The organism is Bacteroides sp. f07 (assembly GCF_042854785.1).
GTDB lineage: Bacteria > Bacteroidota > Bacteroidia > Bacteroidales > Bacteroidaceae > Bacteroides.
Window position 1 is genome coordinate 476696 of record NZ_BAABXI010000001.1, and the last position, 15934, is coordinate 492629.

At 42.1% G+C, this 15934-nt stretch carries 9 protein-coding genes; 8 read left to right on the forward strand and 1 reads right to left on the reverse strand.

Features of this window, described 5'->3' with window-relative positions; genetic code table 11:
- Positions 1–77: 77 nt before the first annotated feature.
- Entirely contained in the window at positions 78–1973 is a 1896-nt protein-coding gene (locus tag ACGHVY_RS01960; RefSeq protein ID WP_390596806.1) for an ATP-binding protein, read from the forward strand.
- A 61-nt stretch (positions 1974–2034) separates the two neighbouring features.
- On the opposite strand, the gene ACGHVY_RS01965 is transcribed toward ACGHVY_RS01960, so the two are convergent.
- On the reverse strand, positions 2035–2610 hold the full coding sequence (locus ACGHVY_RS01965) for an RNA polymerase sigma-70 factor (protein ID WP_308744379.1): 576 nt from the start codon (positions 2608–2610) through the stop codon (positions 2035–2037).
- Positions 2611–2746: 136 nt separating this feature from the next.
- On the opposite strand from ACGHVY_RS01965, the gene ACGHVY_RS01970 reads away from it, so the two are divergent.
- From ACGHVY_RS01970 to ACGHVY_RS02000, 7 genes are all read left to right on the forward strand, one after another.
- On the forward strand, positions 2747–3763 hold the full coding sequence (locus ACGHVY_RS01970) for a FecR domain-containing protein (RefSeq protein ID WP_390596808.1): 1017 nt from the start codon (positions 2747–2749) through the stop codon (positions 3761–3763).
- 168 nt (positions 3764–3931) lie between these two features.
- The gene (locus ACGHVY_RS01975) at positions 3932–7315 is read left to right on the forward strand and encodes a TonB-dependent receptor (protein ID WP_390596809.1); all 3384 of its coding nucleotides are present in this window, start codon (positions 3932–3934) and stop codon (positions 7313–7315) included.
- 18 nt (positions 7316–7333) lie between these two features.
- Positions 7334–8875 (forward strand): RagB/SusD family nutrient uptake outer membrane protein, encoded by a 1542-nt coding sequence (locus ACGHVY_RS01980; protein ID WP_390596811.1) that lies wholly within the window; start codon positions 7334–7336, stop codon positions 8873–8875.
- 39 nt (positions 8876–8914) lie between these two features.
- On the forward strand, positions 8915–10294 hold the full coding sequence (locus tag ACGHVY_RS01985; RefSeq protein WP_390596813.1) for a SusE domain-containing protein: 1380 nt from the start codon (positions 8915–8917) through the stop codon (positions 10292–10294).
- A 23-nt stretch (positions 10295–10317) separates the two neighbouring features.
- Positions 10318–11895: a DUF4874 domain-containing protein gene (locus ACGHVY_RS01990; RefSeq protein WP_390596815.1), complete on the forward strand. Its 1578-nt coding sequence runs from the start codon at positions 10318–10320 to the stop codon at positions 11893–11895.
- A gap of 95 nt (positions 11896–11990) precedes the next feature.
- On the forward strand, positions 11991–13559 hold the full coding sequence (locus ACGHVY_RS01995) for a beta-N-acetylhexosaminidase (protein WP_390596817.1): 1569 nt from the start codon (positions 11991–11993) through the stop codon (positions 13557–13559).
- Positions 13560–13588: 29 nt separating this feature from the next.
- On the forward strand, positions 13589–15886 hold the full coding sequence (locus ACGHVY_RS02000; protein ID WP_390596818.1) for a beta-galactosidase: 2298 nt from the start codon (positions 13589–13591) through the stop codon (positions 15884–15886).
- The last annotated feature ends 48 nt before the right edge of the window (positions 15887–15934 follow it).

Consider the following 15934-nt stretch of genomic DNA (forward strand, 5'->3'; position numbering starts at 1 on the left):
ATTTGGGATGCCTTTCTTTTTGAAAAAAGAAATTAATGTTATCTTTGTTTCCAACTAATATTATAGAACATCTATAGATGAAACAAGTGTTGAAGGTTCTCTCATTTTTCGGATTATTCCTTATTATTGAAGGAATCTTATCACCCATGTCGGCTCGGACCGAAAATTCAAATAAAGAAGTATTAGTACTGAACTCCATTAATTTTAATTTACCTTGGGCTAAACATTTTTATTGGTATGTGCACGATGCCCTTCAGAAGAAGGATATATCTGTCAAGGCGGAGTCACTTAGCGTACCTGCTTTAGCAAACAGGATGGAAGCGAATGCCATAGTCGGTCATTTACGGCAGAAGTATCCGGTTCCGCCTAGTGCTGTTGTGCTGATTGGAGATCCGGGGTGGATTGTTTGCCGTGAATTATTTGATGACGTTTGGAAGGATGTTCCGGTGATTGTGACGAATGCCCGCGACCGCCTGCCTGCATCTTTGGATGTTCTGTTGTCGCATGCTCCGTTGACGGAAACGAACAGCGTCTCCGGTGAAGAATGGAGACGGGGGGATAACATAACAGTCTTGAAGCAGCATTATTATGCAAAGGAAACAATCGAACTGATTTATCAACTGATACCTGATATGAAACGTTTGGCATTCATTTCAGATGACAGATATATCAGTGAAGAAACCCGTGGAGACGTCAAAGAAGCGGTAGAGAAAAACTTCCCTGATTTACAGTTGGAACTTCTTTCCACCACCCACTTATCGACAGAAATGCTGCTGGATACGTTACGCAGCTATGAACCGAATACGGGAATCATTTATTATTCGTGGTTTGAATCACACAACGAAAACGATAACAACTACCTTTTTGACCATATCCAGGAGATTATCACCAATTTCAGCCCGTCTCCTCTATTCCTTCTTTCTCCCGAAGACTTGTCGAATAATACGTATGCCGGCGGCTATTATGTTTCAACAGAATCTTTTTGTGATGCTGTATTGGAAAACCTGGAACTTATCTTGAATGGAGAGCAAGCGCGGAATATCCCGGGCAAAGTGGGAGGAAAAGGGAACGCCTATCTTTCTTATCCGGTATTGAAATCCTACAATATCCCTTCATCGCGCTATCCGAAGAATGCTTTCTACGTTAATGAGCCCAAAGCATTTTTTCTGCAATATCGTGCCGAAATCCTTTCCGGTTCTATCTTCTTGTTTATTTTGGTCGTTGCTATTACCTATTATATTCGTCTTCTTCGAAAAGCATATAGCCGCTTGCGTGAAGCAATGGAGAAGGCAGAGCAGGCCAACCAGCTCAAGTCTGCCTTTCTTGCCAATATGAGCCACGAAATTCGTACGCCATTAAATGCGATTGTCGGTTTCTCCAATATGCTTCCCGAAATAGAAGACCGTGCGGAGATGCGTGAATATGCGGATATCATCGAAACCAATACAGACCTGTTGCTTCAGTTGATTAATGACATTCTGGACTTATCGAAGATTGAAGCCGGAACATTTGATTTTTGCCCTTCATTGATTGATGTGAATCAGACTCTCACCGAAATCGAACAGGGTATGCAGTTGCGTCTGAAAAACGATACTGTCACGTTTACTTTTGCCGAACGGCTGCCGGAGTGTACTTTTTATATAGATAAGAACCGTCTGATACAGTTGCTTTCCAACTTTGCAATCAACGCTATCAAATTTACTGAGGTGGGAACTATCCGCATGGGGTATCGTATGGTAGATGACGGAATGATTTACTTTTATGTGTCGGACACTGGCTGTGGGATGTCACATGAACAATGTGCCCATGTGTTCGAACGGTTTGTGAAATACAATCCTTTCATACAAGGCACGGGACTGGGACTTTCTATCTGTCATACTATCGTTGAGCGCTTGAAAGGGGAGATTGGAGTGGACTCGGAAGAAGGTAAAGGTTCTACTTTCTGGTTTACTTTGCCTTACCGGCAGGAATAAGAAATTAATAAATTGATGAATTTCATAAGTATCCGGCAGGATTTTGTAAATTCAGCCGGTTTTAAGGAAATAAGAGTGGTAATAGTAGCGGAAGATAATCTTTCAAGTCCGTGCGTAGCTGCTTTAACGCCTGTTGAATGCGGTAATCTATTGTTTTGGGAGATACGCCCAGTGTTTCCGCAATTTCTTTATAGCTCATATCCCGGAAACGGTGCATCACGAAAGCTTCCCGATAGCTTTCGGGTAGTGTTGCAATGGCTTCTTCAATTCGTTTGGTAAGCTCTTCAATCTGATAGTAGTCCGTATCTTGCAGCATTTCCTGCATCTCTTCATAGAAGCGGGTGTCGGCACGTTGGGTGGCGTCGATGTGGGCGAGTTTGTTTAAGGCCCTGCGGTACACCATCTTAAAAAGATAAGAATTAAGGGAAGATTCGATAACCAGAGTTTCCCGATTTTCCCAAATCCATAAAAGAGAATCTTCCACAATCTCTTCCGCATCTTCCAGGTCAACAAACCGGTGACCATACGCACACAATATCGGATAATATCTCCGAAAGAGCGTGTCGAATGCTTTCATATCTCCGTGTCGGATGGCTGATAACAAAAAAATGTTCTCTGACTGGTAGTTTTCTTTCATGTATTAGCTTTGTAATTTCACTGCAAATATAGCTTTTTTATAAGAAAACAAAGATTTTCAGAAAAAAAATGGATTTTAGTTTAGGAATCTATCCGGAGTCTCTTGTCTCATATATAAAAGACAAGAAAAACAGAATATGGATAATACAGATAATAATAGAATAGACGAATTGCTTCCCCGTTATTGTGAAGGGCAAGTGGCGGAGGAAGAACGTTTGCAGGTCGAGACTTGGATGAGTGAATCGGAAGAAAACCGGCGGATAGCAAAGCAGATTCATACGCTTTATCTGGCTGCGGATACCATTCAGGTAATGAAGAAAGTCGACACAGAGAAAGCATTGTCGAGGGTAAAAAGCAGGATGACAAGTAAGAAGAAAACGATGTGGTGGGAATGGGCGCAACGGGCAGCAGCTGTTCTGTTCATTCCACTCCTCGTTACTTTGATGTTGCAGTATTTGGGAAACGGTGAGCAAGAATTGGCACAAATGATGGAGATAAAGACTAATCCCGGAATGACAACCTCATTGACATTACCCGATGGTACACTTGTTTTCCTGAATTCGGAATCAACACTAAGTTACCCGTCACGCTTTGACGGAGATACGCGAAACGTAAACTTACAGGGAGAAGCTTATTTCGAAGTTGCCAAGAATCCGGAAAAGAAGTTTATAGTCTCTACTCCTCATCGGTCACAAATAGAAGTACTGGGCACTCATTTCAATGTAGAAGCATACGAAAAAGAAAATAGGGTTTCGGCCACATTGGTAGAAGGAAAAATAGGCTTTATCTACAAATGCGATAATACTTCGAAGAAAGTACTAATGGCACCCGGACAGAAATTGGTCTATGATTCGAAAGACACTAAGGTACAACTTTATGCCACTTCCGGTGAATCGGAGACAGCTTGGAAAGAAGGTAAGATTATATTCAGAAACACTCCTTTGGAAGAAGGCTTGCGAATGTTGGAAAAACGGTATAATGTAGAGTTTATCATTAAAAACAATCGTTTGAAAGGAGATTCATTTACAGGTACATTCACCAACCAACGCCTGGAACGTATCCTTGAATACTTCCAGCTTTCCTCTCAAATCCGTTGGCGTTATCTTGACTCCCCGAATATAACAGATGAAAAAAGTAAGATAGAAATATATTGATTTGACAACCTTAAAAACTGAAATGCAATGAAAGACAGACCCCCTTAAATAAAAAACATACGGGATGATATTGGCGTATCTTCCCGTATGGAAATCGGTAAATCTTTTGAGCTTGTTTGGCGACAAGCCTAGATAAACTTTTTATTAACTTTAAGTCATTACAAATTTATGCAAAATTATTTTAGCATCCAATTTTTATGGGTGGTAAAGTCGCTTTGGCGAGTTTCTAATAAAATCCCATTATCTATGAGACTGTTGATTTTATTCTTTGTATGCTCTATCGGGTTGGGCTATGCGGCCGATAGTTACGCGCAGAAAGTTATGATTAGTATTGATGCTCACAATCAGCGTGTAGAGGATATTCTGAAAGAGATTGAGGAGCAAACGGATTTTGACTTTTTTTTTAATAATAAACATGTCGATTTGAATCGTCGCGTATCCGTATCAGTTGATAAAAGCAATGTTTTTAATGTATTAAAGAGAGTGTTTGCAGGGACTAATGTGAAATTCTCGGTACTGGACAAAAAAATAATATTGTCTACAGAGATGCAATCGTCGCAACAGGAGAAAACAATCATTGTAAGTGGTGTGGTAACTGATGTGAACGGTGAACCGATAATTGGTGCCAGTATATTAGAAAAAGGGATAAATGGTAGTGGAACCATTACAGATTTGGATGGTAGATTTTCATTGAAGGTACAATCGCCAAAAGCAGAATTGGAGGTTTCCTATATAGGTTATCAGACACAAATAGCGAAACTTGTTGTGGGGAAATCTTTGACAATTGTATTAAAAGAAGATACCAAGACTTTGGACGAAGTGGTAGTGGTAGGTTATGGAACACAAAGCAAGAAGACACTGACCGGAGCTGTTTCTATGATGGATATGGATGATATAGAGGCTTCAACTGTTACTACAGCGTCACATGCCCTTGCAGGAAAAGCGGCAGGGTTGAAAGTTAACTTGCAGTCTGCCCAACCGGGCGGCGGTTCTAAATTTCGAATACGTGGCGAAGCATCTATTGCGGCAGGAAATGATCCATTGTTTGTGGTCGACGGCTTTCCTATCGGTTCGGGAAATTCTCTAGGCTCTGGAACAGTCTATAATGCAGGAACTACCGATAATGTACTTGAATCTTTAAATCCGGATGACATTGAATCTATTTCGGTATTGAAAGACGCTGCTTCCACGGCTATTTATGGTGCCCGTGCCGGGCATGGCGTGATTCTGATTACCACGAAGAGAGGTAAAAACAGAAAGGCTTCCATTTCTTACTCTGCTTCCGGTTCAGTACAAAGTATTCGTGCCAATTACGATATTATGGATAAGAGACAATTCATGGATATGCGCAACAAGCAGTTGTATGAACAATACCTAAGCAAATATGGGTTAGGTATCTATGAAGGATATGTGACACCGACAGAGACTCCGCAGGGATTTACCCCACAGTATACAAATGATGAAATTAAATATGGAATAGGTACCGACTGGCTGGACGAAGTGACCCGGACGGGATATATGCAACAACATAATCTGTCAATCAATGGAGGTGGGGAGGCTATGCGTTATATGGCATCCGTCAACTACATGAAGCAGAATGGCGTGGTAAAGAATAACGGTACAAGCCGTATGTCGGCACGTTTCAATTTTGATTACGATATCAATAAGTATGTGTCCGTGGGACTGACATCTACCTATTCGCAAAATAAATATGACAATGTTCCTTTGGGAGATGGTGAACAGGAGAATTCGGGGATATTAGTAGCAGCTATCCGCGCCAATCCTGCTACTCCTGTTTACGATTCCAACGGTGATTATTATATTGACCCTAATCGTTCCACAGCACCTAATCCCGTATCTCTTTTGGACATCGTGGACAAGACGACTAAAGATCGTATTTTAGGATCAGCTTTTATTGTTGTGAAACCGGTAGAAGGATTGGAACTCAAAGTAAATTTGGGTGCAGACCGTAAATTCCAGAAACGCTCCAATTATCTTCCAAAAACTACCTTGGAGGGACAGCGTAACAACGGTGCTGCGAATATTAGTCAGGAAGACGGTTGTGATTACCTCATGGAACTGACGGCAACGTATTCGAAAGCATTTAAAGACCACATTCTGAAGGTATTGGGCGGATATTCTTTCCAAAAGTTTACAGGTTCGGGAGTGACTGCTGGGAATACAGAATTCCTGATGGATGGTTTTCTATATAACAATCTTAGTTCGGGAGGTGGTGCCAAGCCTTCTGTTTCTTCGTGGGCATGGACAAATAGTCTTGGTTCTTATTTTGCACGTATCAATTATATGTACGCCAATCGTTACCTGTTTGAAGCTACGGTGCGTACCGATGGTGCTTCTAATTTCAATCCGGAAAATCGTTGGGGATATTTTCCCTCAGTTTCTTTGGGTTGGGTGATGAGTGAGGAGAAGTTTATGGAAAAAACACGGTCGTGGCTGTCGAATCTGAAATGGCGTTTCTCTTATGGGCAAACAGGTAACTCGAATATTGGTAATTACGTGAACTCCGCTTATGCCGTAGGACGGAATTATGTATTGGGAGGAACGGAACGTAAAGGAGTGTATACTTCGAAACTGGGTAATCCGGCATTGACGTGGGAGACAACCAAGGAATTTAATGTGGGAATGGATCTCGGATTGTTTGATAATCGCATTCGCCTGACTGCGGAGTACTTCAACCGCCGTATTACGGATTTGTTGGTAAAAGAAAAACCGCTGCTCTCTTATCATGAGGTGAATACGATTGCTGCCAATTCAGGAGCTACGCAAAGTCAAGGTGTTGAAGTGACGTTGAACACGGTCAATATATCTCGGAAAGAATTCAGTTGGAATTCGACATTGACACTGGCACATTACAATGACCGTTGGCTGGAACGTGCCGCAGATTGGAAGCCGGAACCTTATGAAAAGGCAGACGATCCGATTCGTGCATGGTGGTCGTATCAGTCGATGGGACTTTTACAGGTGGGAGAAAAAGCTCCTGAGGCACAGAAAGACTTGTTGCCAGGACAGGTGAAAATTAAAGACCAAAACAACGACGGAGTGATAAATAGTTACGATCGTGTATATATGGATAATGGTGACCCTAAACTTACGTTTGGATTTAATAATTCGCTACGTTACAAAGATTTCGATTTCACCATTTATTTTTATGGAGAAACAGGAAGAAAACGTGGTGCTTCTTATAAAGAAGACTGGATACGCATCGATAATGGAGTGAATATCTCTACTTTTGCTTATAAGTCATTCAGCAGCTTCAATCAGGCTGCTACTGATCCCTCTTATCTCTCTAATTCGTATGGATATGGTGACTATTATGTCAAGTCAGTCTATTATGTTCGTTGCGGGAATATAACCTTGGGATATACTTTGCCTATTAGTAAGAAATTCATGCAAACTTGTCGTGTGTATGCGAACGTCAGCAATCCGTTTGTCATAACCAACTGGACAGGGCTTGATCCTGAAACTGACAATGGAGTATATTCATATCCCAATATAACGTCTTATAGTCTGGGTATTAATATTAAGTTTTAATTCATATTTATGTCGATCATGAAAAAGATATATATCAAAGTTTTAGTGGCTTGCAGTGTGCTTTTCGCTTTCAATAGTTGTGCGCTGGAGAATGAAATATACGAAGATATTAATCCGGATGTATTTCCTCAAAATGAAGAGGACATAAAGGCAATGCTGGTGGCCAATGCCTATAATGTGTTTTCTTCCGATCAATACAACGGTATTTTTGCTGTAGCTACCGGTTATCAGACCTGTTCGGACATGGTGACCGACCAGGCGGAAAATTCGTGGGTAGGATGGGATTACCGTTATAATTCCTACGAAGCCGGTGACTGGTATCTGGATGGAGATGCCGGAACAACCAACCGAAGTCCGTATCAGTATGCGAACCGTCTTTCGGCAATGAGTTTGACGATCGATCGCATTAAAAATGTGAATATTGCCCCAGAGAAACTTGCCCGATATACAGCAGAATTGAAATGTGGAATCGGATTCCTTGCATTCCTGCTGTATGATATGTATGGTCCGATTCCGTTGCCGGATATGGAAACATTGAAAAATCCGGTGGTAGACAATATCCTCCCTCGTGCCACAGAGGAGGAAATGCGAACTTATATAGAAACCAATTTGAAGGAAGCCGCTGCTATATTGCCTTATAAATACGATGCTTCTGATTACGGTCGTTTCACGAAAGGATTAGCAAACACTTTATTGCTGAAATTCTACATGCGAATCGGTGATTGGAATAATGCGGTGGTTGTTGGTGAAGAGTTGACGACAGACAAAGAATATGGTTATCAGGTAGTGGAAGACTATAATTCACTGTTTACACTGGATACAGAACGGAATATGGAAGTGATTTTTGCGGCGCAGGCAATAGACGGCTCTATGGAGAACAATTGGATTGCCCATGTGTTGCCCGCCGATTTTCCTACTCAGTCCGGCCTGTCCAAATGGGGAGGATTTAAGATGGCATGGCCTTTTTATGATACGTTTGAGACGGGCGACAAACGGTTGGCGAGAATATATGCCGAATATATCGGTGATGATGGTACGGTACATAATCGTGGCAACGACCGAGATAATGGCTCTATGGGAATCTTGTATTATGGGGCGGTTCCTGCAAAGTATGGTTTGGAAGGTGTAAAAGGAGAAAATAATGAAACGGATTTGGTCATTTACCGATATTCTGATGTCAAAACATTGTATGCGGAAGCATTGGTGCGCAAGAATAATTCGGTAAGCCAGATTTCCTTGAATTATCTGAATGAAATTCGTACGAAACATGGAGGGCTGCGGGCATACACTATGCAGGAAGTCTTCAACCCGAAAATATATTTGGAAAAAATGCTGCAGGAGCGCGGACATGAATTTTACTTTGAAGGAGTGCGTCGCCAAGACTTGATTCGGCATGGGAAGTTTATCGATGCTGCCATAGAGAAAGCGCAGTTTGCCGGCAAATCTATCGAAAAGATTGCAACAAAAGTGGACGGGAAATATAAATACGAACTCTTTCCATTGCCTTTGAAGATTATTACTGAAGGACAGGGAATAGTGAAGCAGAATCCCGGTTATTAATCTAAGGTTATCAATGAATTTATATAATACGATTTAAATATGAAGTATTTTAGAATGCTTGCCCTGTTGGGAGTTATTTCATCCCTGACGGCTTGTCAGAAAGAAGAATATAAAACAGAAATACCGGAGTCAGGAGTTAGCTTGCTGCTTCCGGCAGAGGGAGATATGCTTGATTTAAATAGAGAAGAGATTACCTCTTATACATTCTCCTGGGATAAAATATGTGAGGGTGGGAATACGTTGATTATCAGTGCCTCACCCGTGCTGAAGGATTTGCCGCCTTTGCAGACTGTAGCGATTGAGGTAGGAGATAAAGCTTCTTATGATATGACGGTGATGGAGGCGGATGCCTGTTTTGCCGGTTTGGGAATTGGTGGCGGAAAGTCCGGTACTCTGTATTGGACTGTGAAGCCTACCGATAAACTGAGTGTGGCAGCAACGGAAATCCGTTCGTTTACCACTAAACGAATACAAACAGAACTGGTTACTCCAGAAGATCAGACTGCCATTACTCTGAATGTAGACACTCCGGATGAGGAAGTTTTCTTCTCTTGGAAAGTGGACAAAGATTCTGAAGGTACGGAATATCAGTTGTGTTTCGGATTGGATGGTCAGATGTCACAAGGAAAAGTCGTGACGGATGCAGGTAATGCAGGTGAATTTTGTTTGACCCATCAGCAGTTGCAGGACATATTGGAACAACTGCCTTTCAAGCCTTATGTTCAAAACAATATTTATTGGAATGTTATAAAGAAAGCAGATGGAAGCATGGTGTCCCGTTCGTCTCATATCATCAAAATGGAGGGTATGTTAATCTTTACAGATGTGCGTGGAGATGAGAAGATTACTTATCGTGTGACGAAGATTAAATATTCTTATGGAGAAGAGTTTATTTGGTTGGCGGAAAATCTGCGTGCTACTAAATATCCGGACGGAAGCGATATTTCTTTTAGCAGTTATGAGCGTTGGAATGCACCGACGGATGTATCTGAAGGTCATCAGAGGGCATACGGTTATTATTATTCTGTAAATATTGGCAATAAGGTTGTACCTGAAGGTTGGAAATTGCCGTCAAGGGAAGATTATTTCAACTTGGTGAGTGAAGCGAAAGCCTGTGTCAATGGCGGAGCGGATGTGATAAAACATCCAATTTTCTGGAACTGGAATGGTGGAGCGACTGAATATGCGAATGCTTGGGGATTGGGATTGGTGCCCAACGGGTATGTCCAGTGGGCAGGTGCCGATGGAAAACCTGTCAACTATAACGGAGCGGCAGGCGATAATAACTGTTACTTGTTAGCTGGAGATCTTCAGAATAAAATTCTTTTAATCAGTGATTGGGGATGTTCACAAGGAGAGGTCTATGAAGTGGAAGCATGGGGCGGCGCTCCGGTACGATTGATTTATGTAGGAAAATAAACAAATGGTAAAAAAATAAGATTATGAAATTACTGAATAAAAATATGTTTTCTTTATTAACGGCAATGTGCTTTGCTGCATGCGCTTCTTGTACGGATACCACATTGGTTCAGGTTGGTGATTATGATAACACAGGTGGAGGAAGCGGACCTTCCATAGAAGAATCTCAATGGGAAGTGAAACCGATAGCTCCTTTAGTCAATCCGGACAGGGGATATCATTTGGAATGTCGGTACTTTGCCGACAATCTGGTCAATCCTTTTGCGGAAAGAGAAGTCTATCCTATTGGTTTTTTAGATGATAGGGAGAAAGAGTTTTCATCACAGGATGGTAGCACAAGGTTAGTGCAGCAATACATTTATCTTTCTAAATATGCCACTCGTGATATTGACGAGCAAGGTTTGCAGAACATCCAAAAGATTTTTGACGGCTTGCGTGAACATGGATATAAGGCTGTCTTGCGTTTTGCTTACAATTGGTGGGGCGAGAACCAGTATAATGCCAACTGGCGTGAAGAGGAAGAGCAGGAACCTTATGTGTACAGGCACATAGAACAGTTGGCTCCGGTTCTCCAGAAAAACATAGGTTTGATAGCCGTGATGCAGGCAGGATTTATCGGACGTTGGGGAGAATGGCATAATACGACTCTTGCTACTAATCAGGCTGCCAAAAATAAGATTGTGAGTCGGTTGCTTGCAGCAATCGGTGAACCGTATAATGTCGAGATGCGTTATCCCACTCAGAAAAATGACCTGACATTGGAAGATGAGAAAGGACGTTCACGTCTAGGCTATGGCAATGACTATTTCACGGCGGGCGAGCATTCACTTGCCTCGGGCAATGATTTTGTTCCCGGAGATGTATGGTATAATCAGGTTGCGGATGAGGCGCATAATGTCTATATTAGCGGTGAGATGCCTTATGCGGAAGAATCCGAATGGGGATTGCATGAGTTAATAAACCGTAATGTGGCGTTAATGGTATTTCGAGATCATCATTACTCGGCTTTTGATATTACGCAGAACTATGGGTTGAATATTCGTTCCTGGAAAAATAGTAGGATTACTCCGAGTGATCTGAACAGGAGTAAGATTCTTTTCGATGAAAGTTATTTCTTGGAGAACGGAGTAAACGTAGCCCGCACTTACTATGATTTTGTACGCGACCATTTGGGATATCGCATTAATGTAAAGAACGTGGAACTGAATGCCGGTGGAGGAAACTTGACTTATAAGATAGAACTGACTAATACAGGATTCGCAACGATAATGAATCCCAAGGAAGTTTATTTGGTGCTGATACCGGAAGGTGGTAATGAAGTGAAGGAACTGGTGAAACTGGATGTGAACCCGAAAGACTGGCAACCGTATGATGTGGTGAAAAAAGATTACAATGTTTTAATACATACATTGGAAGGTGTGGCTGAAGTGGCAGGACTTGCCGGAAAGTACAAGGTCGGTATTTGGATGCCGGAAGTGGCAAGTAATTTGAAATATAATGCTGATTATGCTGTGAAGTTTGCTGTTTCGGAGCAGATGGCTCCGTGGAGTGACGATGCAGGTAGATATGCAGTGAACATTGTTGGTGAAATCTCTTTTTAGACAGCAATGTTTGAAAGTATGAAATAATTTGGTATTACACATCACAGAGGGAAGTCTGGTTTTACTTGGAACTTCCCTCTTTACAGAAAAAGCATATGAAGTATTTTTTTTTATTATTAAGTTTTTTCTCATTGACATTATATGCACACAAGGCAGCTACCCCCATTTTGCCTTTGCCCGAACATATAGAGTACGAGGATGGAACTTTTGTTTTCTTGGATGAACTCCGTATATATGCCGGACAGGCCGGACAAACCTTCCGGTATATGGAAGCGGAACTGAAGAAAAGATTCGGAATTTTTGTAAAGCGGGTGGACAGGCAAGCGGATGCTAATTGCCTGTTGTTGAATACAAATCGAAACAGTCAGTCGGAAGCATATACTCTAACCATTAAATCCACTTATATAAAAATAGAAGCTGACTCAGAAAACGGAGTGTTTTATGCGTTGCAATCATTATTTCAACTATTAGACGCGGCAAGCGGACAGCCCAAAAGGCTGAGCACGCAGACTATTATTGATTCTCCCCGGTTTAGTTGGCGTTCCTTCATGTTGGATGAAGCTCGTTTTTTTAAAGGAGAAGCAGAAGTTATCCGTTTATTGGACGTAATGGCTCAACTTAAAATGAATGTTTTCCATTGGCACCTGACTGATGACCAGGGGTGGCGTATTGAAATCAAAAAATATCCAATGCTGACCGAGATTGGAAGCAAGCGTAAGGATTCTCAGTCAGGTGGATTTAACAGCAAAACGTATATAGGCAAACCTCACGAAGGGTTTTATACTCAAGAGCAGATTAAACGAATCTTGGCTTATGCCAAAGAACGCCATATTAAAGTAGTGCCGGAAATAGAAATGCCCGGTCATGCTTCAGCAGCTATTGCCTCTTATCCTTGGTTAGGATCATCCGATGAGAAGATTGAAGTTCCGGTTCGTTTTGGCAAGCTTTATTCTGTTTATAATGTGGTTGAGCCGCATGTACAGACTTTCTTGAAAGATGTAGTTAGTGAAGTTATTGATTTATTCCAATGTGACGTAATTCATATTGGAGGTGATGAAGTGCGTTTCAATCAATGGGAATCAAATCCAATGATAAAGGATTATAAAAAGAAGAAAGGTTTTACTTCTTTTATGGATGTTCAGATAGACTTTACTAATCATATGTCACAATTTATTCAGAAACGGGGATGCCGGATGATGGGGTGGAATGAGATTTTAGGGAAGAATTTGCATAAGGATGATAACATTGTTTTTACAGATCCCAATCAAAAGATAGCATCGAATGTCATTGTGCAGTTTTGGAAAGGTGAATTGGATGAGATGAGAAAAGCAGCGGAGAATGGTTATCAACTGGTTAATTCGTTCCATGCCTATACTTATCTGGATTATAGTAATGAGACTACTCCGTTGCGTAAGGCGTATGAGTTTAATCCTATCCCACAAGGACTTCCTAGGGATTATGAAGAAAATATAATAGGCATCGGAGTACAGATGTGGGGAGAGTTCATTCCTACCGTTGCACGTATGAATGAGCAGTTGTATCCGCGGATTGCAGCTTTGGCTGAAGTAGCATGGAGTAAAAGGAAAAATAGTTATAATGATTTTTTAGCCCGGCTTGTATGGGTAAAGGAGAGATGGAGACATTGGAATATAAATATTGAATAGTAATGATGCAAAGTAAACTTTTATTTTTAATGTCTGCGATAACCGTTTGGCTGTTATCTGCTTGTTCGTCTATGTCTGTAGAACAGGTTAAAATAGAAAATGGTACTTTTAATATCAACGGAAAAGAGGTGCAATTGATTTGTGGAGAAATGCACTATCCCCGTATTCCGCACGAGTATTGGCGTGACCGTCTCCATAGGGCGCGTGCGATGGGACTGAACACTGTCTCTGCTTACGTATTCTGGAACTTTCACGAGCGGCAGCCGGGCGAGTTTGATTTCAGCGGACAGGCGGATATTGCCGGATTTGTCCGTACGGCACAGGAAGAAGGACTGTATGTCATTCTTCGTCCCGGACCGTATGTATGTGCGGAATGGGATTTCGGCGGATATCCTTCATGGCTATTGAAGGAAAAAGACATGACCTACCGTAGCAAAGACCCGCGTTTCCTGTCCTATTGCGAACGATATATCAAGGAACTCGGCAAGCAATTATCTCCCTTGACTATCAACAATGGCGGTAACATTATCATGGTGCAAGTGGAAAATGAGTACGGCTCGTATGCGGCGGATAAAGAATACCTCGCCGCTATTCGTGATATGATAAAAGAGGCGGGCTTTAATGTTCCGTTGTTCACCTGTGACGGTGGCGGACAAGTAGAAGCCGGACATATTGACGGTGCATTGACCACACTAAATGGTGTATTCGGTGAAGATATTTTCAAAGTGGTGGATAAGTATCATCCGGGCGGCCCTTACTTTGTGGCAGAATTCTATCCTGCCTGGTTTGACGAGTGGGGAAAGCGTCATTCGTCTGTCGCTTATGAGCGTCCTGCCGAACAATTGGACTGGATGCTGAGCCACGGAGTATCTGTCAGTATGTATATGTTCCATGGCGGAACAAATTTCTGGTACACGAATGGAGCCAATACTGGCGGCGGTTATCAGCCCCAGCCGACAAGTTATGACTATGACGCACCTTTGGGCGAGTGGGGAAATTGTTATCCCAAATACCATGCATTCAGAGAAGTGATTCAGAAATACCTGCCCGAAGGGACTGTATTGCCAGAAGTGCCTGCCGATAATCCGACCACCACTTTCGCTACAGTCGAATTAAAGGAAAGTGCCCCTTTGAGTGCCGCTTTTCATCAGACTACACAATCGGAAGAGATACTGTCAATGGAGGATGTAGGCGTTGATTTTGGATATACTCATTATCAGACAACCATTCCAAAAGCAGGAAAGCAAAAACTTGTCATACAGGATTTGCGCGACTATGCCGTGATTCTGATAGATGGCAAACAAGTGGCTAGCCTGGATCGCCGTTACAATCAGAATAGCGTGACATTGAATGTACAGAAAGCACCCACTACGTTGGAGATTCTGGTTGAAAACACCGGGCGTGTGAATTACGGCCCCGATATACTGTTCAACCGAAAAGGTATCACCAACCAGGTTCTGTGGGGCGATGAGAAATTGGCCGGATGGTCTGTTACTCCCTTACCTTTATATAAAGAGAAAGTTTCGGAGATAAAATTCGGTGAGACTATCAAAGGAGTTCCCGCTTTCCATAAAGGGACATTTACGGTTCAGCAGAAAGGTGACTGTTTTGTCGATATGAGCCAATGGGGAAAAGGGGCTGTGTGGGTAAATGGGAAATCACTCGGACGTTTTTGGAACATCGGCCCTCAGCAAACGCTTTATCTGCCCGCTCCATGGTTGAAAGAAGGAGAGAACGAAATTATTGTCTTTGAAATGGAAGATACGGGCAATCGCGCTTTGCGCGGATTGGATCGGCCTGTTCTGGATAGCCTGGGTAGGGATAAGAACTATCAGAAAGGACAACACCGTGCAATAATGGGTACCCCGATTCTGGAAGACGGTGACATCGTATTGAAGACCGCTTTGCAAGAAACCAATGAATGGCAGCCATTCGACTTCCCTGTTGCAACTACCCTCCGTCACTTCTGCATCGAGACTCTTACTTCCTACACAGAAGATAATCAGGCCTGTATTTCGGAAGTGGAGCTGCTGGACGATAAGGGGCGGACGATTGATAAGAAAAAATGGGAGGTTGTTTATGTGAGCAGCGAGCTGGTTGATAAGAACTTGGGGATAGGAGAGAATCTATTTGACGGAGATATTTCTTCTTTCTGGCATACGGATGCGGATACCGGTTCCCATCATCCTCACCGGATTATCATTGATATGAAGGAAATATATAAAGTTTCTGCTATCCGTTTTAAAGTTCGTAAGGGTTCGTTCTTATCCGGAAAGGTGAAAGACGTAAATATATATGGTCGTCCGCAATTCTTTTTGTTTCATTGATTAAAACGTGATTAATTGAAAAATAGTTGACTCTTATTTATTATATTT

Excerpts from the sequence above, each read along its gene's own strand:
- ACGHVY_RS01960 (WP_390596806.1), top strand. The coding sequence starts at position 78 with ATGAAACAAGTGTTGAAGGTTCTCTCATTTTTCGGATTATTCCTTATT.
- ACGHVY_RS01965 (WP_308744379.1), bottom strand. The coding sequence starts at position 2,610 with ATGAAAGAAAACTACCAGTCAGAGAACATTTTTTTGTTATCAGCCATC.
- ACGHVY_RS01970 (WP_390596808.1), top strand. The coding sequence starts at position 2,747 with ATGGATAATACAGATAATAATAGAATAGACGAATTGCTTCCCCGTTAT.
- ACGHVY_RS01975 (WP_390596809.1), top strand. The coding sequence starts at position 3,932 with ATGCAAAATTATTTTAGCATCCAATTTTTATGGGTGGTAAAGTCGCTT.
- ACGHVY_RS01980 (WP_390596811.1), top strand. The coding sequence starts at position 7,334 with ATGAAAAAGATATATATCAAAGTTTTAGTGGCTTGCAGTGTGCTTTTC.
- ACGHVY_RS01985 (WP_390596813.1), top strand. The coding sequence starts at position 8,915 with ATGAAGTATTTTAGAATGCTTGCCCTGTTGGGAGTTATTTCATCCCTG.
- ACGHVY_RS01990 (WP_390596815.1), top strand. The coding sequence starts at position 10,318 with ATGAAATTACTGAATAAAAATATGTTTTCTTTATTAACGGCAATGTGC.
- ACGHVY_RS01995 (WP_390596817.1), top strand. The coding sequence starts at position 11,991 with ATGAAGTATTTTTTTTTATTATTAAGTTTTTTCTCATTGACATTATAT.
- ACGHVY_RS02000 (WP_390596818.1), top strand. The coding sequence starts at position 13,589 with ATGTCTGCGATAACCGTTTGGCTGTTATCTGCTTGTTCGTCTATGTCT.